18 protein-coding genes are annotated in these 24,385 nt (G+C 68.1%); 7 read left to right on the forward strand and 11 right to left on the reverse strand.

Annotated elements, in window-relative coordinates:
- Nucleotides 1–230: 230 nt before the first annotated feature.
- On the reverse strand, nt 231–992 hold the full coding sequence (locus tag ACO1BU_RS14450; RefSeq protein ID WP_424136663.1) for an HpcH/HpaI aldolase family protein: 762 nt from the start codon (nt 990–992) through the stop codon (nt 231–233).
- Nucleotides 993–1,197: 205 nt separating this feature from the next.
- Between ACO1BU_RS14450 and ACO1BU_RS14455 the strand changes: the two genes are divergently transcribed.
- From ACO1BU_RS14455 to ACO1BU_RS14470, 4 genes are all read left to right on the forward strand, one after another.
- On the forward strand, nt 1,198–2,370 hold the full coding sequence (locus ACO1BU_RS14455; RefSeq protein WP_424136664.1) for an EAL domain-containing protein: 1,173 nt from the start codon (nt 1,198–1,200) through the stop codon (nt 2,368–2,370).
- Nucleotides 2,371–2,432: 62 nt separating this feature from the next.
- A complete protein-coding gene (locus tag ACO1BU_RS14460) occupies nt 2,433–3,323 on the forward strand; it encodes a dimethylarginine dimethylaminohydrolase family protein (protein WP_424136665.1) in 891 nt (296 codons plus the stop codon).
- 14 nt (nt 3,324–3,337) lie between these two features.
- Nucleotides 3,338–4,729 (forward strand): FAD-binding oxidoreductase, encoded by a 1,392-nt coding sequence (locus ACO1BU_RS14465; RefSeq protein WP_424136666.1) that lies wholly within the window; start codon nt 3,338–3,340, stop codon nt 4,727–4,729.
- A gap of 72 nt (nt 4,730–4,801) precedes the next feature.
- Nucleotides 4,802–6,079: an MFS transporter gene (locus tag ACO1BU_RS14470; protein ID WP_424136667.1), complete on the forward strand. Its 1,278-nt coding sequence runs from the start codon at nt 4,802–4,804 to the stop codon at nt 6,077–6,079.
- Nucleotides 6,080–6,098: 19 nt separating this feature from the next.
- Here ACO1BU_RS14470 and ACO1BU_RS14475 read toward each other — a convergent pair whose 3' ends face one another.
- The 3 genes from ACO1BU_RS14475 to ACO1BU_RS14485 form a co-directional block, all read right to left on the reverse strand.
- Nucleotides 6,099–6,524: an NfeD family protein gene (locus ACO1BU_RS14475; protein ID WP_424136668.1), complete on the reverse strand. Its 426-nt coding sequence runs from the start codon at nt 6,522–6,524 to the stop codon at nt 6,099–6,101.
- On the reverse strand, nt 6,509–7,552 hold the full coding sequence (locus tag ACO1BU_RS14480) for an SPFH domain-containing protein (RefSeq protein WP_424136669.1): 1,044 nt from the start codon (nt 7,550–7,552) through the stop codon (nt 6,509–6,511). The genes ACO1BU_RS14475 and ACO1BU_RS14480 overlap by 16 nt, the downstream gene beginning before the upstream one ends.
- A gap of 108 nt (nt 7,553–7,660) precedes the next feature.
- Entirely contained in the window at nt 7,661–8,482 is an 822-nt protein-coding gene (locus ACO1BU_RS14485; protein ID WP_424136670.1) for an IclR family transcriptional regulator, read from the reverse strand.
- 302 nt (nt 8,483–8,784) lie between these two features.
- On the opposite strand from ACO1BU_RS14485, the gene ACO1BU_RS14490 reads away from it, so the two are divergent.
- From ACO1BU_RS14490 to ACO1BU_RS14500, 3 genes are all read left to right on the forward strand, one after another.
- Nucleotides 8,785–10,290 (forward strand): efflux RND transporter periplasmic adaptor subunit, encoded by a 1,506-nt coding sequence (locus ACO1BU_RS14490; protein ID WP_424136671.1) that lies wholly within the window; start codon nt 8,785–8,787, stop codon nt 10,288–10,290.
- A 15-nt stretch (nt 10,291–10,305) separates the two neighbouring features.
- Nucleotides 10,306–13,467, forward strand: a complete 3,162-nt coding sequence (locus ACO1BU_RS14495; RefSeq protein ID WP_424136672.1) for an efflux RND transporter permease subunit — start codon at nt 10,306–10,308, stop codon at nt 13,465–13,467.
- Nucleotides 13,468–13,784: 317 nt separating this feature from the next.
- The gene (locus ACO1BU_RS14500; protein WP_424136673.1) at nt 13,785–16,121 is read left to right on the forward strand and encodes a xanthine dehydrogenase family protein molybdopterin-binding subunit; all 2,337 of its coding nucleotides are present in this window, start codon (nt 13,785–13,787) and stop codon (nt 16,119–16,121) included.
- Between the two features lie 1,207 nt (nt 16,122–17,328).
- Here ACO1BU_RS14500 and ACO1BU_RS14505 read toward each other — a convergent pair.
- The 7 genes from ACO1BU_RS14505 to ACO1BU_RS14535 all read right to left on the reverse strand — a co-directional run bounded on the left by ACO1BU_RS14505 (nt 17,329) and on the right by ACO1BU_RS14535 (nt 24,343).
- Nucleotides 17,329–17,526, reverse strand: coding sequence for a hypothetical protein (locus ACO1BU_RS14505; RefSeq protein WP_424136674.1), 198 nt, complete (start codon nt 17,524–17,526; stop codon nt 17,329–17,331).
- Nucleotides 17,527–18,184: 658 nt separating this feature from the next.
- Nucleotides 18,185–18,805 (reverse strand): ABC-type transport auxiliary lipoprotein family protein, encoded by a 621-nt coding sequence (locus tag ACO1BU_RS14510; RefSeq protein ID WP_424136675.1) that lies wholly within the window; start codon nt 18,803–18,805, stop codon nt 18,185–18,187.
- The gene (locus ACO1BU_RS14515; protein WP_424136676.1) at nt 18,805–19,833 is read right to left on the reverse strand and encodes an MlaD family protein; all 1,029 of its coding nucleotides are present in this window, start codon (nt 19,831–19,833) and stop codon (nt 18,805–18,807) included. Before ACO1BU_RS14515 ends, ACO1BU_RS14510 begins: the two co-directional genes overlap by 1 nt.
- Nucleotides 19,833–20,642: an ABC transporter ATP-binding protein gene (locus tag ACO1BU_RS14520; RefSeq protein ID WP_424136775.1), complete on the reverse strand. Its 810-nt coding sequence runs from the start codon at nt 20,640–20,642 to the stop codon at nt 19,833–19,835. Before ACO1BU_RS14520 ends, ACO1BU_RS14515 begins: the two co-directional genes overlap by 1 nt.
- Nucleotides 20,642–21,964 (reverse strand): ABC transporter permease, encoded by a 1,323-nt coding sequence (locus tag ACO1BU_RS14525; protein WP_424136677.1) that lies wholly within the window; start codon nt 21,962–21,964, stop codon nt 20,642–20,644. Before ACO1BU_RS14525 ends, ACO1BU_RS14520 begins: the two co-directional genes overlap by 1 nt.
- Nucleotides 21,964–23,250, reverse strand: coding sequence for a flavin monoamine oxidase family protein (locus tag ACO1BU_RS14530; protein ID WP_424136678.1), 1,287 nt, complete (start codon nt 23,248–23,250; stop codon nt 21,964–21,966). Before ACO1BU_RS14530 ends, ACO1BU_RS14525 begins: the two co-directional genes overlap by 1 nt.
- A 100-nt stretch (nt 23,251–23,350) precedes the next feature.
- Entirely contained in the window at nt 23,351–24,343 is a 993-nt protein-coding gene (locus ACO1BU_RS14535) for a Bug family tripartite tricarboxylate transporter substrate binding protein (RefSeq protein WP_424136679.1), read from the reverse strand.
- Between the last annotated feature and the right edge of the window lie 42 nt (nt 24,344–24,385).

The following is a 24,385-nucleotide window of genomic DNA, read 5'->3' on the forward strand; positions in this document are numbered from 1 at the left end:
TGCTTCATGCCCGCCAGAATCGCAGGCTTTGCCGCCAGTTCCAAGCAAACCTTGCAATTCCAGCACCCCGAATCCCGAACTTTCCTGCCTCAGTTCAACGAGTTGCTGGTTATTCAGGGCCGACTACTCAGACCGGCTGAGGCTCCGCCTCAGGCCGATCTTCCGTCCAAGAGCCTTCACTTCCGATACGATGGCCCGCCGTTTCCAAGACGGCTCCGCAACTTCGGGGCCTATCCCTTCAGCGCCGCCAACTGGGCCCGCGCCCCGAGCACCATGTTCGTCACATCGCTTCCCATGGTGCCGAAGGTGAAGCCCATCGCGTGCATACGCTTCACATAGGCGCCGGTCGTGCAGTGGATGCCAATAAACTTCCCCCGATCCGCGCAGGCGCGCACAAGCTGCTCATAGATCCGCAGCATCTCCGGCTCTTCCCGGTCCATCACCGGTGGCAGGATGCCGAGCGAGATGCCGAGATCCGTCGGCCCGATATAGATCCCGTCCACGCCCGGCACGTCGAGAATGGCGTCGAGATTGTCCAGCGCCTCCTTCGTCTCGACCATTGGCAGGCACAGAACCTCGTCATTGGCGTTGTAGAAATAGCGCCCGGGCTCGCCATAGATGCCGGCGCGCACCGGCCCGTTGGACCGGGTGCCGAGCGGCGGATAGCGGCAGGCCGCGACGAAGGCCTCGGCCTGCTCGCGCGTGTTCACCATCGGGCAGATCAGGCCCTGCGCACCCGCATCCAGCAGCTTGCCGATGATCCCCGGCTCATTCCAAGGCACGCGGGCCAGCGGCGTCGGCCCGTGCCCCTGCATGCCCTGGAAGCAGGCGACCGCGGACATGTAGTCCTGCACCCCGTGCTGAAGATCGACGGTCAGGCTGTCGAAGCCGATCTGCGCCATGACTTCGGCCGAGAAAGCGGAGGGAATGGCCAACCAGCCATTTACCGTCTTGCTGCCGCCCTTCCAGGCATCCTTAAGCTTGTTCGCCACGCCGCGCTCCCTATCCCTTTGATCGTGCCGACACGGCCGGAGCCATGCGCGGCAGGTTCCACATCCTTCCTCGTCCCCCCGGCGGGCGCAATGGCAACCGGCCAGGAACCAGGCGTCCCCGCTTGCGCTGCATGTTGTTGCCATGACCCGGGCGAGAAGGCGTTATATCTGTGTCACGGCCCAGCCGTGCCTGGACGGAGCTTGCATGACCCCTGAAGCGGCTAACTCCGAGTACGAGGCGCGGATCGCCGGTGCGTTGGAGCGGGCCCTCGAGCGCAGGGCGATCACGCCTGTCTTCCAGCCGATCGTGCGCCTGGATAGCGGCGGGATCGACAGTTTCGAAGTCCTCGCGCGCTGGACAGATGACGATCTCGGCCCGATCTCGCCCGTCCATTTCATTCCGATTTTCGAGAAGCGGGGCCTTATCGCGCCCCTCACCTCCCATATCATCGAAACCGCCTGCGAGGCCGCGCGGGAATGGGGGGGTGATTTCGGCCTCGCCTTCAATATCTCGCCGCTGCATTTCCGGGATGGCGAGATGCCCGGGCTGCTAGAGGATGCCGTGCGGGCCGCGGGCTATCCCCTTGCCCGCACCCAGATCGAGATCACCGAAACGGCCCTGATCGGCGACATCGATGAGGCTCGCGACACGATCCACATGCTGCGCGAACGGGGGGTCCGGATCGCCCTGGATGATTTCGGGACAGGCTATTCCAGCCTGACCCGCCTCCAGGCCCTGCCCTTCGACAAGATCAAAATGGATGCCAGCTTCGTGCGGTCCATGGAGGAATCACGCGATAGCCGGAAGATCGTGGGGGCCGTGATTGGCCTGGGCCAGAGCCTCGGCATGCCAGTCGTGGCCGAGGGCGTGGAGACAGCCGGGCAGGCCGAGATGCTGAAGCGCCTGGGATGCGATTTCGGCCAGGGCTGGCTGTTTGGCCACCCCGTCCCGGCGGCGGAGGTGCCGAAGCTCCTGCGGACCCGGGGCGAGGCGGAGCATGACGTGGCACCGCGCGACCTCTCGACCAACCAACGCCTGGCGCAGTTGGAAGCCGTCTATGCGGCCGCCCCCATCGGCCTGTGCTTCGTCGATCGCGGGCTGCGGATCCTGAACGCCAACCGGCGATTTGCGGCGATGATGGGCGCGGAGGTGAAGGCGCTGCTCGGCCGCCCGGTCTCGGAGCTTGATCCCCATGCCAAGGCCTTCGCGCAGGCGGACATGGAACGGGCGATCCGTGAGGAGGCCATCCCGCCCCGCCTCTGGCAACTGCCGGCGGACAGCCGCACCGGCCTGCTTACCGTGGCGCCGGTACGGGACGAGAGTGGGGAGCTGATCGGCCTGTCGCTGGTGGTGACCGAACTGCCGGGCATGAAGTGAGGCGAAGGCCTTCCGATCCGGGCTCCATGGGCAAAGCTGCCCCTGGCCGTTAGGGTACCTTCATGCCCGAGCCTCAGTCCGCCTCCTCGGCCGGCGCCGCCTGGCGCATCACTTCGGAAACCGCCCCGCTGCGGGAAGTTCTGGTCTGCCCGCCTGATCATTACCGCTGGCTTCCCACCAACAGCATCGCCCGCCGCACGCTGGCCGGCGCGAACCAGGCGCCTGCCGTGGCCCATCTCCAGGCCCAGCACGCCGAGCTCGTCCACGCCATGGAACAGGGCGGCGCGATGGTCCGGCGGATCGCGCCCGAAGCTCATCTCCCCTACATGGCCTATACGCGCGACAGCGTGGTGGTCACGCATCGCGGCCCGGTCCTCTGCCAGTTGGAGCGCCCGCAGCGCCGCGGCGAATACGCGCCCCTGATCGATTACCATGCCGCCCATGGCAGCGCGTTCTGGCGCAAGTCCAGTGCCGGGACGCTGGAGGGCGGCGACATCCACATCATCCGGCCCGGCCTGGCCGCCATCGGCGCCTCGGGCGGCCGCACGGACAGGGCCGGCGCGGAACAACTCGCCGGTTGGCTGCGCGAGGAAGGCTGGGAGGTGCACGTCGAGGACTTTGACGAGCATTTCCTGCATCTCGACGTCCTCTTCTGCATGGCCGCGCCTGGCCTGGCGGTGGCCTGCGAGGACGTGCTGGACCCCGGTTTCCTGAGCTGGCTGCGGGCCCATGGAATCCGCTGGATCCCCGTCCCCTACCGCGCCGCCATGAATCTTGGCTGCAACATCCTCGCCCTCGGCCATGGCCGCGTGGTATCGGCACGGGAGAGCACGGCCCTGAACGCCGCCCTTCGCGCCGAGGGGCTGGAGGTGCTGGACCCCGCCCTTTCCCTCTTCACCGCCGGCGGCGGCGGTCCCCACTGCCTGACCTGCCCCCTGCGGCGCGACGACTGACCCGGAACCAAGCCATGACTGCCGAAACCCGCCCCGTCGACCACGTGATTGCCGCCTGCCGCGCCTTCATGGGCGACCGCATCACCACCAACGCCGCGATCCGGGACCAGCATTCGCACGGCGAGGACACCACCACCCCAGTCCAGCCCGACGCCGTCGCCTTCGCCGAGACGACCGAGGAGGTCTCGCAGATCCTCGCCCTCTGCCACCGCCACAACGTGCCGGTGGTGCCCTTCGGGGCCGGGACGAGCCTGGAGGGCCATGTCACCCCGGTCCGGGCGGGCATCAGCCTCGACCTCTCCCACATGAACGCTATCCTGGATGTCAGCCAGGAGGACATGGACTGCCTCATCGAGCCCGGCGTGACCCGCCACCAGCTCAACGACCATCTGCGCGACCAGGGACTGTTCTTTCCCGTCGATCCCGGCAGCGTTTCCACCATCGGCGGCATGTGCGCGACCCGCGCCAGCGGAACCAATGCCGTGCGCTACGGCACGATCCGCGAGAATGTGCTGGGCCTGGAAGTCGTGCTGGCCGATGGCCGCGTGATCAATACCGGCGGCAGGGTCCGCAAGGCCGCCAACGGCTATGACCTGACGCGCCTGGTCATCGGCAGCGAGGGCACGCTCGGCGTCATCACCAAGATCCGCCTGCGCCTGCATGGCATCCCCGAGGCCACCTCAGCGGCCGTCGTCCAGTTTCCGGACATGAAGGGCTGCGTCGAATCGGTGATCCAGGTGATGCAGCTCGGCGTGCCCGTAGCCCGCATCGAGTTGCTGGATGAGGTGCAGATCGCCGCCTGCATCGCCTATTCCAAGCTCGACAGCCTCCAGGTGCTTCCGACGCTGTTCCTGGAGTTCCACGGCACCGAGGCCGGGGTAAGGGAGCAGGCGGAAGCGGTGGAGGCCATCGCGACGGAGATGGGCGGCCTCGGATTTGCCTGGGCGGCCGATCAGGAGACCCGTAACAAGCTCTGGACCGCACGGCACAACGCCTATTACGCGGCGATCGCCAGCCAGCCGAATTCCCGCGGCGTGACCACGGATGTCTGCGTCCCGATTTCCCGGCTGGCGGAGGCGATCCTGGGGGCCAAGGAGGATATCCTGGCGTCCGGCCTGTCCGCCCCCATGGTCGGCCATGTCGGCGACGGCAACTTCCACACCGTCATCCTCGTGGACCAGAACGACCCCACGGCGCTGGAGCGCGCCTGGGCGCTCGACCGCAAGATCGTCGCCCGCGGCCTTGCGCTGGGCGGCACCTGCTCGGGCGAGCATGGCGTAGGCCTGGGCAAGCGCGAATTCCTGGAGACAGAGCACGGGCCGGAGGCGCTGGCCGTGATGCGCAGCATCAAGGTGGCGCTCGACCCCAAGGGCATCCTCAACCCCGGCAAGATCTTTCTGAACTAGCCTTAGCCACACCAAGGGATCACGGCGACCCCGGCCCCATGAAGGGCCGGGGCGCGGAGGAAACCGTCACCCATGCCCGATGACGCGCGGGACACCATGCCTGTCCTGCCACCCGCCCCGCCATCCGCGCCCGCCCCGGCGCCTGCCGCCCTGACTTCCCTGGGCGGCCTCGCCTTCCCTATCCTCGTCCTTACCCTCGGCCATGTGCTGTCCAATGCCGTCCGCACCCTCCCGGCCATCGCGGCGGATGTGCTGGGTCATGATCTCGGCGTCACGCCGCAGGGACTCGCTTCCCTGACAGGCGCCTTCAACTTCTCCTTTGCCCTGGCCCAAGTGCCGATCGGCGTGGCGTTGGACCGCTTCGGCGTGCGCCGCGTGTCGCTCACCTTGTTCTGGATCACCACGGCCGGCGCGGCGATCGCCACCCTTGCCGGCGGCCCGGCGGGTTTCCTCCTCGCCCAGCTCGTCCTTGGCACGGGCTGCGCGGGGATGATGATCTGCCCCATCACCTTTGCGGCGAAGCGGCTCGACGCCACGCGCTTCGGCCTCTGGTCCGGCCTCATCCAGGCCTTCGGCAACAGCGGTATGCTCCTCTCCGCCAGCCCCCTCGCCTTCCTGGTCGAGACCACGGGCTGGCGCGCGGGCTATGGTGCGGCCACCGTCTTCGGCCTTACCGCCCTTCTTCTGGTCGCGCTGCTGGTGCGGGACGCACCGCCGCCCGGCCCTCATGCCAGCCTTGCCCGCGACGCACGCGAGGTATTGCGGCTGACCATCGCGCGCCGGCTGCGCGGGGTCATGGCCATCGCCTTCACCTCCTTTGCGGCCGTGATCAGCGTACGCGGCCTCTGGGGCGGTCCCTGGCTGATGCAGGGCAAGGGCTTCCCCAGGATCGAGGCCGGAAACATCCTTCTCCTCGCCACCACCGCCCTCGTCTTCGGTCCGGCGTTCTGGGGGGTGGTGGACCGGCGCTTCGGCCATCGCCGACTGATCCTCCTGGGCGGCCATCTCCTGGCCGCAATCAGCCTCGCCCTGGTCGCACTGGGCGGGCCCGGCGGTCCCTTCGGCGCGTTGCCGCCGGCCTGGGATGCGATGACGCTCCTGGCCTTCGGTCTTTTCATCTCCGTGCAGCCACTGACCTTCACCCTGACCCGGGCGGTGGTGCCGCCGGAGCAGGTGGGCAAGGCGATGTCGGCCGTGAACCTGTCCTATTTCGCCGGCGCCGCCGTGCTGCAGGCAGCTTCTGGCCCTGTGGTGCTATGGGCGGGGATCGGGGCGGGGCTCCTGTTCTTCGCGGCCCTGCTTGTGGTTGGAACACTGCTCTTCCTGGCGCTTGATAAGCGCCAGGCTTGAGCACCGGCCAGGTTCAAGGTCAGCCTGGCGGGCGGCGCACCCGCAGCACGTTTCCCTCAACCCCCTCCACCCGCACCGTCTCGCCGGGAGCATAGACGGCGCCGACCACGCCTCGCGCGGGCCAGTCGCTGTCCCCGAGCCGCACCCGTAGCCCCGGCCCGGCCGATGACAGCACCACCCCCTCACGCCCCACCAGCCCCGCCTCGGGCGTGTTCAGCGTGGCGGGTCCCGCGGCCCGGCGGTGCCGCAGCGCCAGGGCCACACCTGCGGCCAGCAGGATGACAAAAACCACCACCTGCCAGGCGAAGCTGATCCCCGCGGCGAGAAGGACCAGCCCCGTGCCGAGAGCCGCGATGCCGGCCCAGAGCAGGAAAGCCCCAGGAAGAAGCAATTCCGCGCCGAGCAGCACCAGCCCGGCCAGGACCCAGATCAGCCAGGATTCCAAGGGCCACCCCCTGTGCGCGGAACCGATGCGGCCTGGGCCGTCGGTGCCGGAGGCGGCGGGACAGGCGGAGCGGGTGGCGCGGCATAGCCCATCGGAGTCGTGGGCGCGGTCCGGACCAGGGAGGCGGCCGAGGGCGACGTGCCGCCGCCCGATCCTGCGCGCAGAAGCTCCAGCGCCGCGGTCACCCCGCCCGCGAGCCCTGCCGCTTCCATCGGCACAATGACAAGGCGGGAGGACGGGTTCGCCGCCATCGCCTGGAAGGCCGCCACATATTTCTCGGCCACGAAGTAGCGCAGCGCATCGCCGCCTGCGCCGGAGGCGGCATCGGCCACCATCCTCGTCGCCGCTGCCTCGGCCTGGGCCATGCGCTCCCGTGCCTCGGCGTCGCGGAAGGCGGCCTCGCGCCGCCCCTCCGCCTCCAGCACCAGGGCCGATTTCGCGCCCTCGGCCCGCACCACGGTCGCTCGCCGCTCGCGCTCCGCTGTCATCTGCAGGTTCATCGCGCGGATCAGGTTCTCCGGGGGTTCGATCTTGCGGATCTCCACCCGGTTCACCTTCACACCCCAGGGATCGGTCGCCCCGTCCAGCGTGACCAGCAGCGCCGAGTTGATCCGCTCACGGGAAGACAGGGTCTGGTCCAGGTCCATCTCGCCGATCACGGCGCGGATATTGGTCATGGCCAGTGCGGTCAGCGCTGCCTGCAGGTCCTGCACCTGATAGGCCGCCTTGGCGGGGTCCATCACCCGGTAATAGACAATGCCGTCCACTGTGACGGTCGCGTTGTCCCGCGTGATGACCGATTGCTCGGGAATGTCGAGCACCACCTCCTGCACATTCATCCGCCGCCCGATCGCGTCCACATAGGGGATCACGAAATTCAGCCCGGGCTGAAGCAGATGGGTGAAGCGCCCGAAGCGCTCCACCGTCCATACCTCGCCCTGGGGCACGGTGCGGATGCCCTTGGCTGCCGTTACCACGGCCAGGATGAGAATGACGGCAAAGACGATGATGCTGCCGGACACCGCCATGGGCGAATCCTCCTCGAACGGCGAAGATTACCCTGGATTCACCCGGCCAGCGCGGCCGAACCATCCGCGGATCTTGCGGCGGCGCGGCCTGCTGATGTCAGGCGCCGCCTACCCCGCCAGCGCCCGCGTCAGCCCTGCCGCTGCCTCGGCCACCAGCGGCTTGATCCGCTCGACCTCAGGCCAGAGCCGTTCATGCGAGCCGGAGAGCGTCAGCACGCCGCAAAGCACATTGCCCGGCTGGAGCACCGGCGCGGAAATCGCCGCCGCGTCGAGGTCCCGGCTCCCAGGCGTGGCCACCACGGGGAGCGGCCCCTCCGGAATCGGCTCCGCCGCCTCGCCAGGAGCCGGATCCCAGATTGCGAAGACCCGCCCCGTCGCGGCGCCCCCGAGCGGCATCAGGTCGCCCGCTTGCACCGCCACCCGCAGCGTGCGCGGCGGTGCAGCGCGGTAGAGGCAGACCCGCCGCTCGTCATCCACCTTCACCCAGAAGGTCGCGCCCTGCCCTGTTGCCTCCGTGAGCGACTCCAGCACCGGCGGAACCAGTGCCTCGAGCCCCAGGCTGCGAGAGAAGAGAGAGCCCCAGTGCAGCAGCATCGGACCGGGCGACCAGGACCCGTCGAGATTGCGCTTCACGCAGCAATGCCGTTCCAACGAGGCCAGCAGCCGCAGGATCGTGCTCTTATACAGTCCGGTTCGCGCGGCGAGCACTCGCAGCGGCAGCGAGGTGTCGCCTGGGCGGAAGGCGCCCAGCACGGTCATTGCCCGCCCGACCGCCGCCACGCCGGAGGCGGTAGAAGGCGGCGACAGCAGGCGCCCCCGCGACGGGGCAGCTTCCCCCGGGGCGCGCTGCGTTACACTCCCTGGCACCTGACCGTCCGGCAGCTCCGAGCGGATCGCGGCGTCGTCGGAGGTCAGGACGATAGGTTCCATGGCTGATCTCCCGTCCGGCGCTCGCGCGCCAACATTGGCGGCTACTCTGCCGCCCTCTCCGGCCATCTGTGCGGCGGGGCCAGCACAGACCCCGCCGCACAGATGGCCGCGACGGACTATCGACCATCCCATGTTAACGCGGAAAGGGATTAATGCCGTCTGATGGAACAGAACACACTCAGTTGCGAAAGATTGTCAACGTCAATGTTATTTCCGCCAGCGGCATGACAGCGGAGGCTCAAGCTGAACTAGACGGTTCAGAGCACTTGCACGTGAACGATCGTTCAGCCACATGCCGCCCCATGATGCGCCGCACGAACCGCCCGGTGGCCCGCGCCAGCCGCGCCGTAGCCCTTGCCCTCCTCGCGGCCGCTCCCCTGATCGGCAGCAGTCCTGCTCTTGCCCAGTTCGGCCCTCAGGGCCCGCCGGCCGTCGGCGTCCAGGAAGCGGCTCGCCACCCGGTCACCGAAAGCACCGACTTCGTCGGCCGCGTGGAGGCGGTGGAGCGTGTGGACATCATTGCCCGCGTGACCGGCTTCCTACAGGAGCGCCTCTTCGAGGAAGGCCAGGAGGTGAAGAAGGGCGATCCGCTTTACCGAATCGAGCGATCCTCCTTTGAGGCCGAGCTTGCCCGCGCACAGGCCCAGATCGCCTCCGCCGAGGCGGAGGTCGCCAATGCCCGCGTCACCCTCTCCCGGGCTCAGGAGCTGACCCGCACCGGTGCCGGCACCCGGGTTGCCCTCGACAATGCGGTCGCCCAGGAACGGACTGCCAACGCGCAGCTCGTCGCCGCCCGTGCCGCCGCCCGCGCCGCCGAGATCAATCTCGGCTATACGGAGATCACCTCGCCCATCGACGGCAAGATCGGCCGCACCAACGTGACCATCGGCAATGTCGTCGGCCCGACCGCCGGCGCCCTGGCCACCATCGTCAGCCAGGATCCGATGCGGGTCTCCTTCCCCGTCTCCCAGCGTCAGGCGCTGGAGATGCGCGACCGTTATGCCAGCCGCGGCGGGGTGGAGGCGGTGCAGGTCCGGTTCCGGACCGTCGACGGCAAGCTCTATCCCGACATCGGCCGGATCGAGTTCATCGACAACCAGATCAACCGCGCCACCGACACCATTCTCGTGCGCGCCCGGGTTCCCAACCCGCGCCGGCCGGAGATCGGCAGCCGCGCCCTGATCGACGGCCAGTTCGTCACGGTGCTCGTCGAGGGGGTGGAGCCGGTGCTGGCCATCACCATTCCCAGGTCGGCCGTTCTTCAGGACCAGCAGGGCAACTACGCTTTCATCGTGGACAATGAGGGCAAGGCCCAGCGCCGCAACCTCCGTCTGGGCCGCAACACCCCGCAGATCGCGGTGGTGGAGGAGGGGCTGAACCCAGGCGACAAGGTGATCGTCGAGGGCATTCAGCGTGTTCGCCCGGGCCAGGAGGTGAATGCCGCGCCCGTGGCCGCTGCCCCCGGCGGCGGCGGTGCGCAGGGCGCCACCACGGCGCAGGGCTCCAACAACACCCCGAACAGCAACGCGGCCCAGGGCGGCAGCGCCGCCTCCGGCAACACCGGCGCGCCGGCTGCACCCGGTGGTGGTGCCAATTCCGGCAGTGCCACGACCGGCAATGCCGGCACGGGGAATTCCCCTGCCAGCTCCGCAGCCGGCCAACCTAACCAGGGCACCGCCCAGGGTGCGCCCGGCGGCGCCGGCGCATCGCCCCCGGGCGCCCCGGCCGCACCCAGCACCGGCAGTCCCGGCACCGCCCAGCCCAGCGCAGCCTCCCCCCCCGCCAACCAGTCCACCACGCCGCGTTAAGGCGAGCAGGCAGGCATGATCTCCGGAACCTTCGTCGATCGCCCCCGGCTGGCGATCGTCATCGCGCTGCTCACGCTCATCGCGGGCTCGATCTCCCTTATCCGCATTCCGGTCTCCCAGTTTCCGGACATCGTGCCGCCACAGGTCTCGGTTTCCGCCCGCTACCCCGGCGCCTCGGCCGCGGTGGTGGAGCAGACCATCGGCCAGGTGCTGGAAGGCCAGATCAACGGCGTGGACCGCATGATCTACATGCGCTCCAACTCCGCGAACGACGGCACCTACTCCCTGAACGTCTCCTTCCAGCTCGGCACCGACCCTGACCTGGCGACAGTGAACGTCAACAACCGCGTCCAGGCCGCCATGGCCCGGCTGCCGCAGGAGGTGCAGCGCAGCGGCGTTACCGTCCGCAAGCAGTCCTCCGCCGTGCTGATGTTCGCCTTCCTCTACGCGAAGCAGGGCGGGCTCGACCCGCTCTTCCTGTCAAACTACTTCACCATCAACATGATGGACGACCTGGCCCGCGTCGCCGGCGTCGGCCAGGTGAACGTCTTTGGTGCGCAGGATTATTCCATGCGCATCTGGTTCGAGGTGGACCGGCTCAACTCCCTGAACATGACGCCACAGGACGTCATCACGGCGATCCAGGGCCAGAACGTTCAGGCTGCGGTCGGGCGCCTCGGCGGCCGCCCGATCGGTGATGACCAGTCATTCCAGATCAATCTGGAGACCCGCGGCCGACTCCAGACGCCCGAGGAATTCGGCAACATCGTCGTCCGCGCAAACCAGGACGGCTCGGTCCTACGTGTGCGTGACGTGGCGCGGGTCGAGATCGGCGCCGCCAATATGGACACGGAAAACCGCTTTAACGGCCAGCCGGCTATCGCCTTCGGCATCTACCTGGCCCCGGGCGCTAACGCCGTGCAGGTCTCGGGCGCCGTGAAGCAGCGCCTGCAGGAACTGAGCGCCCGCTTTCCTCAGGGCCTGGACACCGAGGTTTTCTACGACAGCTCCGACTTCGTGAACGAGACGATCCACGAGGTCATCAAGACCCTGCTGGAAGCCTTCGCCCTCGTCGTCATTGTCGTCTACCTCTTCCTCGGCAGCTGGCGGGCGACCATCATTCCCACCATCGCCGTCCCAGTCAGCCTGGTCGGCGCCTTCATCATCCTGCTCGGCCTTGGCTACTCCGCCAACACGGTCTCCCTGCTAGCCATGGTGCTGGCCATCGGCATCGTGGTGGATGATGCCATCGTGGTGGTGGAGAACGTCGAACGCGTCATGGAGGAGCATCCGGAGCTCTCCACCGCGGACGCCACCAAGAAGGCGATGCAGGAAATCACGGCGCCGATCATCGCCATCACCCTGGTCCTTCTCTCCGTCTTCGTTCCGATTGCCTTTATTCCCGGCCTCTCGGGCGAGTTGTTCCGGCAGTTCGCGGTGACGATCTCGGCCTCAATGGTCATCTCGGCCATCAACGCCCTGACCCTCTCCCCCGCCCTCTGCGCGATCATCCTCAAGCCCCATCACGGGCCACGCCGCGGCCCGATCGGCTACGTCCTTCGCAGCATCGACTGGACCCGGGACCGCTATGCCGGCGGCGTACGCCGCCTGGTGCGCGTCTCCGTCCTCTCCCTCCTCCTCACGGCGGGGTTTGGGTTCGGCATCTGGACGATCAGCAAGGTAACGCCGACGGGCTTCCTGCCGCAGGAGGACCAGGGCGCATTCTTCGTCCAGGCCCAGCTTCCCCCGGGTGCCAGCGTCGCCCGCACGCGCGAGGTGGTGCGCCAGCTTGAAGAGATTGTCCGCCCGATTCCCTCCGTGCAGGGCACGCTGGGCATCGTTGGCTTCTCCCTCATCGATGGTGGCGCCCAGTCCAACTCGGCCTTCATGGTCGTCCGGATGAAGCCCTTTGCGGACCGTACGGGGGTCGCCGACAGCGTCCAGGCCGCCATTGGCCGGGTCTTCGGCACGACGCAGGGTATCCGTACCGCGAATGTCTTCGCCTTCAACCTGCCGCCTATCGTGGGCCTCGGCACGGGCGGCGGCTTCGAATACATCCTGCAGGATTATGAGGGCCGCGATATCAATGCCCTCGCCGCCACAATGCTCGGCCTGATCGTGCCCGCGAATCAGGACCCGAACCTGACCGCCGTCTTCTCGACTTTCGCCTCCAACAATCCCTCGATCTTCCTGGAGGTGGACCGCGACAAGGCCCAGGCGCTGGGCGTTCCCATCAGCAGCATCTTCACGACCCTGCAGGCGGCGCTGGGCGGCTTCTACGTCAACGACTTCAACCTCTATGGCCGCGTCTGGCAGGTGAACATCCAGGCGGAGGCCGCCGACCGCAACGACGTTGACGACATCTGGCGCATCCAGGTCCGCAGCAACAGCGGCGAGATGGTGCCGCTGCGCGCCTTCGCCGATGTCCGCACGGTGGTCGGCCCGCAGACCATCTTCCGCTACAACAACTATCGCGCCATCTCGATTAATGGCGCCCCTAGGCCGGGCGTCTCCTCCGGCCAGGCGCTGGCCGCGATGGAGCAGCTTTCCGACCGGGTGCTGCCCAATGGCTATGGCTATGCCTGGACCGGAACGGCCTATCAGGAGAAGCTGGCGACGGGACAGACGGCCTATATTCTCGCCCTGGCCGTCCTCTTCGCCTACCTGTTCCTGGTCGCGCTTTATGAGAGCTGGACCATCCCCATTCCGGTTCTGCTCTCTATCGCGGTGGGCGTGCTTGGCTCTTTCGTGGCTATTCTGCTGGGCAAGCTCAGCCTCGATATCTATGCCCAGATCGGGCTGGTCGTGCTGATCGCCCTGGCCGCGAAGAACGGCATTCTGATCATCGAGTTCGCCAAGGAGGCGCGGGAGCGCGGCATGGGTATCCGCGAGGCTGCCGCCGAGGGGGCACGGCTGCGGTTCCGCGCGGTGATGATGACCTCCATCGCCTTCATCCTCGGCCTGGTGCCGCTGGTCACGGCGGAGGGTGCGGCGGCAGTTTCCCGCCGGGCGGTGGGCACGCCGGTCTTCGGCGGCATGCTCGCGGCCTCGATCATCGGCATCTTCATGATCCCGATGCTCTATGTGGTGTTCCAATCGGTGCGTGAGCGGGTGAAGGGCTGGTTCGGCCACAAGCCGCCGGAAACGCCCTCGGCCACGCCGCACTCGGCGCACTGAACCGCGCGGGGCAGGTGACCTGAGGTCACCTGCCCCGTTTTTTATAGCGAGCCTTTCGCTCCCACCCTGGCGGAGGCTCGCCAGCAGGCCAGGCCGCCCATCGTCCGCCTTGGTGCAAACTTCCGCGCCGACGCGGCCGAGTTCCATGGCAGAGTGCCGTCCTCCATTCTCGCCCCGACCGCGTGCCCCTGGATGTCGCCTCTTGCACCGTCGCGATCCGTCGCGTCAGGGCCAGGCTGTAACAGGGCGGAAAGCCCCCTTCCCGCGGCCGCTCCATCTCTCCATGATCATGCCCCGCGAACCTGAGGGAGAGCACCATGGCGAAGTTCGGTCTCAGCCAGCCCCTGCGCCGGGTTGAGGATCCCCGCCTTCTCAAGGGCGGCGGCCGCTACACCGATGACCTCGTGCCCAGTGGCGTCGCGGCGAACGCCGCCTTCGGCACCATCCTCCGCTCCCCGCATGCCCATGCGCGCATCCTGTCCATAGACACGAGCGCCGCGGCCGCGATACCCGGGGTGCTGGCCATCCTCACCGGCGCCGACTGGAAGGCAGAGGGCCTGAACGAGATTCCCTGCTCCGTCCCGCTGAAGAATCGCGATGGCACGCCTCGCGGGGAAACCCCGCGCGGGGCGCTTGCCCAGGACTTCGTCCGCCATGTCGGCGATCCCGTCGCCTTCATCGTCGCCGAAAGCCATCAGGCCGCGCGCGACGCCGCCGAGGCGATCATGGTGGACTATGAGATGCTGCCCTCTGTCACCGACCTTGCCACGGCTACCGAACCTGGCCGGCCCCAGGTCTGGCCGGGGGTCGCGAACAACACGGTCTTCGACTGGGAGACCGGGAACCGCGTAGAGACGGAGCGGCTTTTCGAAAGCGCGGCGCATGTCACGCGCCTGACGATCGTCAACAACCGCATCGTCGTTTCCTCCATGGAGGCCCGCGCGGCCCTGGCCGAATATGACGCGGAGACGGAGCGCTTCACCCTCCATGCCGGCACCCAGGGAAGCTGGTCGGTGAAGAGCATGCTTGCCGGCGTGTTCAACATCCCCGAGGAGAAGTTGCGCGTCGTCACCCATGACGTGGGCGGCGGCTTCGGCATGAAGCTCTTCACCTATCCCGAATATGCGCTCTGCATGATGGCGGCGCGGCGGCTGAAGCGTCCGGTCCGCTGGACCAGCGAGCGCACGGAGGCCTTCCTCTCCGATACCCATGGCCGGGACAACATCACCACGGGTGAGCTTGCCCTCGACAAGGACGGCAAGTTCCTGGCGATGCGCACGAAGAACATCGCCAATATGGGCGCGTATCTCTCGAATTACGGGCCCTTCATCCCGACACTGGCCGGCACGAAGGTCCTCGCCAGCGTTTATGGCTTCAAGGCCATCCACGCGCATGTCATCGGCGTGCTCACCAACACCACGCCCGTGGATGCCTATCGCGGCGCCGGCCGGCCGGAGGCGAACTATCTGGTCGAGCGGCTGATCGACGCCGCCGCGCGCGAGACGGGAATCGACCGCGTCGAGTTGCGCCGTCGGAACATGGTTCCCTCTTCCGCCATGCCGCACACCACGCCGGTCGGGCAGACCTATGACTCCGGCGAGTTCGAGCAGGTGCTGGATCACGCGCTGAAGCAGATCGACTGGGCCGGCTTCCCCGCACGGCGCGCCGAAGCCACCGCGCGCGGCAAGCGCCGGGGTATCGGCCTTGCCTATTACCTCGAAGCCACCGGCGGCTCGGACAGCGAGCGCGCGGAGGTACGATTCGCTAGGGACGGCATGGTCGAGGTGCTGGTCGGAACACAATCCACCGGCCAGGGCCACGAGACGGCCTATGTGATGATCACCGCCAATGAACTAGGCATCCCGGTCGAGAAGATCCGCGTCATCCAGGGCGATTCGGACGAGATCCCGACGGGCGGCGGCACCGGGGGAGCGCGTTCCCTCTATTCCGAGGGCACGGCCCTTCTCGCCACCACGGCGACGGTGATCGAGAAGGGCAAGCAGGCCGCCTCCGAGGCGCTGGAGGCCTCACCGGCCGATATCGACTTCGCGGGCGGCCGCTTCACCATTGCCGGCACGGACCGCGCGATCGGCATCCTGGAACTGGCCCAGACGCAGCAGGCCCGCGCGGCGCGCGGCGAATCCGTCACTCTGCTCGATGCCGCCGAGATTGCTGCTATCCCGACCCACACTTTCCCGAATGGCTGCCACATGGCCGAGGTGGAGGTCGATCCGGACACGGGCTTGGTCACGGTCGTTCGCTACATCGTGGTGGATGATGTCGGCCACGCGCTGAACCCGCTGATCGTACGTGGGCAGGTGCATGGCGGTGTGGCCCAGGGCATCGGCCAGGCGATGCTGGAGCGCACGGCCTACGACCCTGACAGCGGCCAGCTTCTTTCCGCATCCTTCATGGACTACGCGCTTCCGCGTGCCAGCGACCTGCCGCCGGTGGAGGTGGACTTCGTTTCCGTCCCCTGCCTGACCAACCCGCTCGGCGTGAAGGGTGCGGGCGAGGCCGGGGCGGTCGGTTCGCCGCCGGCCGTCATGAACGCGCTGGTCGATGCCCTTTCCCCGGATGGCGTCACTCATATGGACATGCCAGCTACGCCGGAGACGGTCTGGAAGGCGCTGGAACTGGCCCGCGCTGCCTAGACTTTCTCCGTCCACTTGCGCCGAGTTCAGATACTCCGGCCATTTGTCTGAAGGAACGAGTTACGCTGCAGGGTGAGTTCGCCCTGCAGCGATCTGCAATTGGGCGCGGTTGATTCGGTCGCAGGCGAGGAGGCGGCCTGCTTCAAACCGGAGCGCGCTTCCCGCGCGAGGCCTACTTTTCATGCCGGAGACGATGGAATGATCGTCTGCCCGCTTGGCTCAAATGACCGCACCCCGTCGACGGCCGACATCACCCGCCCAATCAGTCCGGCGGCGGTCATGCTTATTGAAATGCGGCCCCTTCCTCGGGACTGATAACGATCTGCATTCAGGCCAGAACCGCAAGAGAATTGGACCTGCCCACCCCCAAAGAAGCGGCTTCCGCGAAGATTGACGAAAACCAATCAATCACTGCGTGCAAACTTCTCGGAAATTCTACTTAGGCCGGCAAATTCTTTCTTCGGGCGTCTTATCCGAAGCTCTCATACTTTTTGTCCTTTGTTATAGACGCAGAGCCGCTTCCAACCTTTTTGGAAATGATTTTCACTTCGTTACGGGTGTCCTGTTATGTTGGAAGACATCGCTCGGATCGCTGTCTCCCGTACGGCACTCCCGCGGCGTGGAGTGAGGCGGACGGTGTCACCAGTGGCGGTGGTCGTCGTGTCGGTGGCACCGCGGCAAATCCACCTACTGCCCCCTTTTCTCCGGTCGCTGGCTCAGTCGCGCGGCGCGGGCCATGTGCCAATCGCTCCCAAGACGCTCGCTGTGCTGATTACGGTGGAAGACGCGGAAGGTCTTACCGCGCTCGAGACCGTGGCATTGGATTGTCCTTTCCCCCTCCGGGTTTGCGCAGGCCTGAAGGACATCATTGACGCGATCCACTGCGCGACGCTCTGGGCTCGCATATTGGGCGCGACAGGCGCACCCGTTTTATTGACAGATGTGGCCCGGCCGGTAAGGCCGCGCTGGGCGTATGAGGTGCTCGCCGCCCTGCGGGACGGCGCAGATCTGGTGGTGCGCCGCCGGACCCTCCTGGGAGGCCTGTTTGGCAGGCCCGTGCCTCCGCTTGCACTATCCCGACAGGCGCAGTCCGGGTTGCTCCGCCTCTCCGGGAGCCGTCGCAACATAAGATCAGAAAGACTCGTTGCCATGCTCCCGGGCCGTGTGTCGGCTGTCCGCTGCTGATCAGCGGCCGTTTCGCGGCTTGTCACCGCATCACCAGCACGGCACGGCTCCGGGGAACCGCCCCCCGCATAATGCGCCCTTCCGACCAAGGCGCAGCCGGCCCTTCCAAGAAGTGCAGCCCTGTCACCCGGAACCCGCCCGGCTGCAGGGCCAGGTCAAAGGCCACCCCACCTTCGGCGCCATCGGCGGCGCCATATTCCGGTTGAAAGGAGGCCAGCACTAGCGGCCGCGCCGAGCGCAGCCGCGAAAGTCCGATCGGCCCCCCTCCACCACGCCGCCGCGGGCACGAAGCGCAAGCCAGGCAGTCACAGCCTCCGGCCTTTTCCAGGAATCTGCCATCCGGTCGGCCATGCCGGCCAGGAACCGGCGCGCCCCGTCTCCGCCCACTTGGCTGTTCCCTGAAGGAAGTTCCGCCATCAGTGCCGCCTGCAGGCTGGCGGCGGCCGCAGGTCCATCAAACTGCCGGAGCAGCGCTGGCGCATCCTGCTGCCGGATGGACGCACTCGGTTGTAAGGCCAGCAGCCCGGAAAGTATGAGCCACGCCGCAGTCAGGATGACGGCAGCGCCCCCAGCCGCCATTATCCGCAGCAGGTGCCAAGTGTGATTAGCCAGCCTTGCTGCCGAACCAGCTCTGCGCGTGGAAGGCTTCGGCCACGCTCGGCGGAACTTTCCTGTTGAGGCGCCGCGGTCTGGCGCGCGCTGTATCTGCCGCGCGTCATACTCCGCCCAGACTTCCTCCCACAGCTGCGTATGCCGTCGCGCATCCATCGCGTCCGTCCCATCTATTCCGGGGACAGCGCGATCCTGGCGCCATGTCTCTAGGTTGAAACTGTCGCGATACTATTAACGCCCCGCTAACGTCTCGCCGCATGAGACGATCAGGCCAGCCGGGCGAGATCACCCTCGAGCCGCGCCAGCACCCCCGCGAGGGCCGCCACCATGCCGGCGGCCTGAGCATCCGGGCTCAGCGGCCGCTCCGCTGGAACCGGCGCCGTCGCGGTTTCCGTGTGCTGCGCCACCGCCCGGGTGCCGAACTGGCTGGTTTCCCGCAGCATCACGACGCTCATCGTCGCGACCGCCACGCCGCGAGCGAGGTCGACATGCAAGGCAGCCAGTTCGCTCTCCATGATCAGGTCCGCAGCCCCCCGCGTTCCCGGGGCCAGCACGGCGGCGAAGAGTCCGGAATCCATGAGCCAGCGCCGGAGCGACTCTTCCGCCGCCTCGGCCGGCGGCGCCGTCCATTCAGCGTAGTACTCTGTCGCGATGGTTCCGTCCGGCCGGATGGAGCGTAGCAGCCGGCTGTCCAGACCGGGCGCCGCACGCGTCAGCCGCATCAGCAGCGTCTTCCTGCCACGCCGCCGGGCCTCACTCGGGCCGCCCGGGCGGCGCGGGGAGAGCGGGTAACGCCGCGGCTCCACATAGGTCTGGTCCACCACCGAGCAGGCGCCAAGCACCAGCGGCGCCGCCAGCACCGCCCCGACTATGCCCCGACGCCGCATCACCTGCTCCTCCTCGCCCAATCCGGCACCGGCGGCGGCGGCGCCAGCACGGCTGCCCCCGGCGCGCGACGCAGCGCCTCCGTCGTGTCCCGCAGATTGCCCGAGGCCGCCCGGAGATCGCGCAGCGTCGGCGTCAGATCCCCGTTCACGTCGCCCACGAGATTATTGATCGCCTGGGCCGCCTGCTCCACCTGCCCTATTGCACCGGGCAAGCGCTGCAGCCCCGCCTGCAGCCGCACCATGGAGGCATTGGCGTTTTGCACGACACCACGCACCTCCGGCCCGTTCACCAGCCCACGCAGATCGGCCAAGGTGCCGCGCGCCTCCGCGGACAGGGCCGGCAGATTCAGGTCCGCCACCGCTTGTTGCAGCGTGTTCAGCGTCTCCGTCGCTGCGCGGGAGGCCTGGGCCACGTCGCCGTCATTCACCTGGCGACGCAAATCCGTCAGGAGTCCCGTCACGTCGCCCAGGATCTGCTCCAGCGGCAGGTCGCTCAGGCGCCGCACCAATTGCTCCGCAACGGTCGTCACCTGCGCTACCGTGCTCGGGATGGCGGGAATCACGGGATAGTCCGGCTTCCAGGGCACCTCATCGACCGGGAAGCGCTCGGAATCCACGAAGTCCAATTCCAGATAGCCGACCCCCGTGATGCCCGTGCTCGACAGCCGAACGCGCAGCCCTGCGGCAACCGCCTTGGGAACATCCGGCGCATCCCGCAGTCGGGTCAGATCGAGCGCGAAGCGCACGAGCACGCGCTGGTAGGCGGTGGAGAGCCCCTCGGACGGCGGTGGGTAGGCCACGGCGACGAGGCTGATCTCCGTCACCTGCCCGAGTTGCACACCACGGAAGCGCACGGCCGCCCCCACCTCAAGCCCCTGCACGCTTTCACGGATATAGGTCTCATAGGTCTGGGTGTTGCGGCCCAGCTTCCCTGCCGTGAAGAACAGGACGAAGCCGACGCCGAGGGCCAGCCCAACCAGGATCAGGATGCCGACGCGCAGATAGAGGCCGCGGGCGGAAACCGCCATCACGCCGTCTCCCGCCGGAAGAAGCGCCGCACCGTGTCGTTCGGCGGGTCATCGCGCAGCCGGCGTGGATCGCCCTCGGCGATCATGCCCTGCGCCTCCTTGTCCAGCATGATACAGCGATCCCCGATCGCCAGGATGGATTGCAGCTCATGCGTCACCACGACGAAGGTGGTGCCGAGATCGCGCGCCAGATCCTTGATCAATTCATCCAATCCCGCCGAGGTCACGGGGTCCAGACCCGCGCTTGGCTCATCCAAAAACAGAATCGGCGGATCCAGCGCCATGGCCCGCGCGATGCCCGCGCGCTTGGCCATGCCGCCCGAGATTTCCGCTGGTAGCCGGGAGGCTGCGTCCGACAGGCCTACAAGCCCCAGCTTCACGCGGGCCACCGCCTCCCGCGCCTCGCGCGGCAGGTCGGTATGAGCCTCCAGCGGCAGCATCACATTCTCCAACAGCGTCATCGAGCCGAAGAGCGCCCCCGACTGCCACATGACACCAATTTGCCGGAGGAGGTTGCGCCGCGCCTCGCCGGAGGCCGAGGCCAGATCGCCCCCGAGAATGGTCACGCGCCCCGCGACTGGCTGATAAAGCCCGATCATCAGCTTCAGCAGAGTGGACTTGCCGCAGCCCGAGCCGCCCAGGATCACGAAAACCTCGCCCCGCGAGACCTCGAAATTAACGTCCCGGAACAAGGTGCGGCTGCCGAAGCCCATAGCCACGTCCTGAGCCACGATCACCGCCTCTCGCGGCGCATCCTCTTCGGAGGCGGCCTGCTGCGTCACAATCTGCTTTTCCGCCAGGTCGGCCATCACCAGCCCAGCCGGTAGAAGAGCACGGCGAAGATCCCATCCAGCAATACCAGCGCCACGATCCCTCCCACCACGGCGGCGGTTGCGGCATCGCCCACGGCGCGCGGCCCACTGCCTGCTGCGAGCCCGGCCCGGCATCCGATGCCAGCAATCACCAGCCCGAACACGGCAGCCTTGCCCAACCCGCCCAGCAGGTCGCCCAGCTGCACGCCGGCATGCACCTGATTCAGTACCAACTGCAGCGGGAAGCCGGTGGCGATCATCACCCCGCTCATGCCCACCAGCCCCGCCAGATCCATCAGCAGCGACAACACGGGCATCGCCACCGTTGCCGCCACGAGCCGGGGCAGGACGAGCAAGACCATGGGGTCGATTCCCATGATGCGAAGGGCGCTGATCTCCTCATTCACCGTCATGGTCCCAAGCTCGGCAGCAAAGGCCGAGCCAGTGCGGCCGGCCAGGATCACCCCCGCCAGCAGCGGCCCCAACTCCCGCAACAGCGAGATGCCGACCAGCCGGGGCACGAAGATATCGGCCCCGTATTGCCGCATGGGAATGGCGGATTGGAAGGCCAGGATCACGCCGATCAGAACGCCAAGCAGAGCCACCAACCCGAAGGCCCGCGTGCCTACCTCGTCCAGGTGGCGCAACACATCGGCCACGCGCAGGTCGCGCGGCCGGCGCGCTGCGTTCACCACCGTCGCCGAGGTCTCCCCGAGGAAGGCCACCCCATCGCCGGAAGCCTTGAACCGCCCGACGCCCCAGGCGCCGAGCGACCGCACCGGCCCCAGCTTTCGCGCGGGCGCCCCCTGGGGCGCGGGCGGCGGCTTCGCAGCGGCCCGCGACCGTTCCAGCACGGCCGAAACTGGCCGCGAGGCTCCCTCAATGGCCAGGTTCCCGCCGGCCTCGGCGGCCGCCAGCACCAGCGCGGCCCCGCTCGTGTCCAGAGTTGTCAGCCCCGACAGGTCGATGCGACGCGCGCTCTTCGCCTGGTCCAGGGCTTTCCGCCAAACGCCCCCAGCGGAAAGGCTGGTCAGCCGCCCGGCGAAGCGCAGCACATCCCCGTCCCGCTCAACCTTTGGATCGGGTTCCAGATCGCCTGCCGGCGCCGAAGGCTCCACGGCCCCACCTGGGATGGGGGTAGCGTCCGGCGCACGGCCGGGTCCCATCTCGTCTGGCGGCGGCAGGGCAGGACTGCCTGGCGACGAGACGCGCTCAGCCGCCGCTTCAGCCCGTCCCTCGCGCCGGTTCCCAGACCCTTCCCCGACCGGAACCACCCGGTCCCGACGGTCCGGGGCACGCGGCTTCCGTCCTTCCGCCATCAGCCCGGCCTGCCCCGCAGCGCCGCTGCTGCGCCGCGCGCGGCCTGCGCCCCGCTCAGCCAGGCACCGGCCAGGGTTCCCGCCAGGGTCGCGTGGCAAGCCTCGCCTGCCAAATGCAGCCGTCCACCGCCCATCGGTGTCGAAAGCGCCCCCCGCGCTCCGCCGCAGCCCGGCCGCGCCATTGCATAGGCCCCGCGCGCCCAGGGGTCATTCCCCCAGCGCGACGCCACCGCTCCGTCCCGCCGCAGCGCCCGGTCCGCCCGGGATCCATAGATGCGCCGCAACTCAGCCAAGGCATGGTCGATCAGCGCCGCCTCCCCTTCCCGCGCCAGATCCCAGGCAAGGGAACCGCCGGCGAAGCCCTGGATGTGGTCGCGGCCGAAGGGCCAGGCAACGAAGGTCATCGCCCGTTCCCCCGGTTCCAGGCGTCGCTCCAGCCCGCCGAAAGCGGGGAGATCTAGCCGGTCCTCCCCGGAGGCGCGCAGCCCCACCTTGCTCAACAGTCCCATGGGCAGGTCATTCGCCGCCTGCATGATCTCCGGCGGCAGCGCCGGGTCGAAGCGGATCCCGCCGCCCGTCAGCACCCCGGTGGAGACGGTGACAATGGCCGCCCGCGCTTCCAGTGTCCCAAACGGTCCCTCGGCCCGGATGCGTGGGCCGTTCCAGGCGATCCGCTCCACCGGTGCCTGCAGCGTCACCGGCATCCCCGCCGCCAGCACGCCCAGCAAGTGGCCGCAGCCATCCCGCGGAAGCAGATTCTTCCCGGTCAGGAGCGTCGACAGGTAGTCGCTCAGGTCGATGTCGCGCGCCTCTGCGGCCGCGATCACCGGCCCTTCCCAATGGGTCAGCGTCGCATCCCAGAAACCGCCCCTTGGTGCCGCATCGGCCAGGCTCATGCGGCGAACCTCCGTTGCCGGGCGCCCGGCCGCCAGTCTTACGGCCGCATGCCAGCCCCGCTCCGCCGCCTCATACTCCACCATCTCGGCCGCGGTGGCCCAGCGATCGCCCATCCAGACCCGCGAATCCCGCACGGAATCATGGTCGAACAGCGACAGTCCCGCGGCCTCGGCCAGGGGCACCAGCGGGTTGGACTGGGCGGCATGCAGCCAGGTCGCCCCCAAATCGAAGGGCGCCCCGAGCGAATGATCCGTGCAGGCCCGCCCGCCGACTCGTCCGCGCGCCTCCAGCACGCGCACGCTCAACCCGAGGGACAAGGCCTCCCGCGCCGCCGAGATCCCTGCGGCCCCGGCCCCGATCACCAGAAGATCAATTTCCCCCGACACCATCCCGACCCAAGCGGCACACCCGCATCAGGGTTTCCCCCGCAGGGACCAAGTCAGGGTGAGTCGGGGCCTGTCAACCGTGACCGCACCGGTGGCGGGGGTGCTAGTCCAGCTTCACCCCGGCCATATCCACCAGCCGCTTCCACATCGGCGTCTCCCGCGCCACCTGGGCCGCGAGCGCCGCGGGGCTTTCACTCAGCACAACATCATAGCCGAGGGGCTTCAGCCGCTCGACAAGGACGGGGTCCGCCGCGACCTGCTTGCAGGCCTGGAACAGGCGCTGCACCACCGGCTCCGGCGTGCCTGCGGGCAGCATCAGTGCATTCCAGGGGGACAGGTCGAGGTCGCCTAGCCCGAGATCGGCGAATTCGCCCATTCCCGGGACATCCGGCGCGACACCCATCCGCGCCTTGGACGATACGGCCAGCGCCTTGAACTTGCCGGCCTGCACATGCGGCATCAGCGCCGGCGTCACGTCGAACATCATGTCGATGGTGCCGGACAGCAGATCGGTGATGGCCGGCCCGCCGCCGCGATAGGGCACGTGCAGGATGCGCGCGCCCGCCATGGAATTCACCGCCTCGATGCAGAGATGGGAGGAGGTACCGGGCCCGGAGGAGCCCATCTTCACCTGGTCCGGATGTGCCTTCGAATAGGCGATCAACGCCCGGAAGTCCGTCCAGCCCCGCTGCGCCGCCGCTTCCGCGTTCACCACGCAGATCAGCGCGCCCGTGGTGATCTGGGTCAGGGGCAGCAGATCCTTCAGGGGATCGAAAGGAAGGTGGTTGTAGAGATAGGGATAGGCCAGCGGGATCACTCCGCCGATCACGCCGATGACAGTGCCGTCCTTCGGCCCCTTCGCCACGGCATCCGTGCCGAGGATGCCGCCCGCGCCACCGCGATTCTCCACCACGACGGGCTGCCCGAGCGCTGGCCCCAGCCGCTCCGCCACCAGCCGCCCGAGCAGGTCGATCGCGCCGCCCGGCGGGAAGGGCACGACCACCCGCACCGGACGCCCGCCCCCCACGGGTTGGGCCAGGGCGGAGCCAGCCGGTGCCACGGCGAGGGTGGCGAGAAGGGATCGGCGTCGCAGCATCAGGTTCTCCGTCATCCGGGGATCATTCGGGTGGCGCTCCGT

The sequence above is a fragment of the Roseomonas chloroacetimidivorans genome (genome assembly GCF_049629625.1).
Lineage (GTDB): Bacteria > Pseudomonadota > Alphaproteobacteria > Acetobacterales > Acetobacteraceae > Roseomonas > Roseomonas chloroacetimidivorans.

Bases quoted from the DNA above. Each gene is read 5' to 3' on its own strand.
- ACO1BU_RS14455 (WP_424136664.1), top strand. From the start codon at position 1,198: ATGACCCCTGAAGCGGCTAACTCCGAGTACGAGGCGCGGATCGCCGGT.
- ACO1BU_RS14460 (WP_424136665.1), top strand. From the start codon at position 2,433: ATGCCCGAGCCTCAGTCCGCCTCCTCGGCCGGCGCCGCCTGGCGCATC.
- ACO1BU_RS14465 (WP_424136666.1), top strand. From the start codon at position 3,338: ATGACTGCCGAAACCCGCCCCGTCGACCACGTGATTGCCGCCTGCCGC.
- ACO1BU_RS14470 (WP_424136667.1), top strand. From the start codon at position 4,802: ATGCCCGATGACGCGCGGGACACCATGCCTGTCCTGCCACCCGCCCCG.
- ACO1BU_RS14480 (WP_424136669.1), bottom strand. From the start codon at position 7,552: ATGGCGGTGTCCGGCAGCATCATCGTCTTTGCCGTCATTCTCATCCTG.
- ACO1BU_RS14485 (WP_424136670.1), bottom strand. From the start codon at position 8,482: ATGGAACCTATCGTCCTGACCTCCGACGACGCCGCGATCCGCTCGGAG.
- ACO1BU_RS14490 (WP_424136671.1), top strand. From the start codon at position 8,785: ATGATGCGCCGCACGAACCGCCCGGTGGCCCGCGCCAGCCGCGCCGTA.
- ACO1BU_RS14495 (WP_424136672.1), top strand. From the start codon at position 10,306: ATGATCTCCGGAACCTTCGTCGATCGCCCCCGGCTGGCGATCGTCATC.
- ACO1BU_RS14500 (WP_424136673.1), top strand. From the start codon at position 13,785: ATGGCGAAGTTCGGTCTCAGCCAGCCCCTGCGCCGGGTTGAGGATCCC.
- ACO1BU_RS14510 (WP_424136675.1), bottom strand. From the start codon at position 18,805: ATGCGGCGTCGGGGCATAGTCGGGGCGGTGCTGGCGGCGCCGCTGGTG.
- ACO1BU_RS14515 (WP_424136676.1), bottom strand. From the start codon at position 19,833: ATGGCGGTTTCCGCCCGCGGCCTCTATCTGCGCGTCGGCATCCTGATC.
- ACO1BU_RS14520 (WP_424136775.1), bottom strand. From the start codon at position 20,642: ATGGCCGACCTGGCGGAAAAGCAGATTGTGACGCAGCAGGCCGCCTCC.
- ACO1BU_RS14525 (WP_424136677.1), bottom strand. From the start codon at position 21,964: ATGGCGGAAGGACGGAAGCCGCGTGCCCCGGACCGTCGGGACCGGGTG.
- ACO1BU_RS14530 (WP_424136678.1), bottom strand. From the start codon at position 23,250: ATGGTGTCGGGGGAAATTGATCTTCTGGTGATCGGGGCCGGGGCCGCA.
- ACO1BU_RS14535 (WP_424136679.1), bottom strand. From the start codon at position 24,343: ATGCTGCGACGCCGATCCCTTCTCGCCACCCTCGCCGTGGCACCGGCT.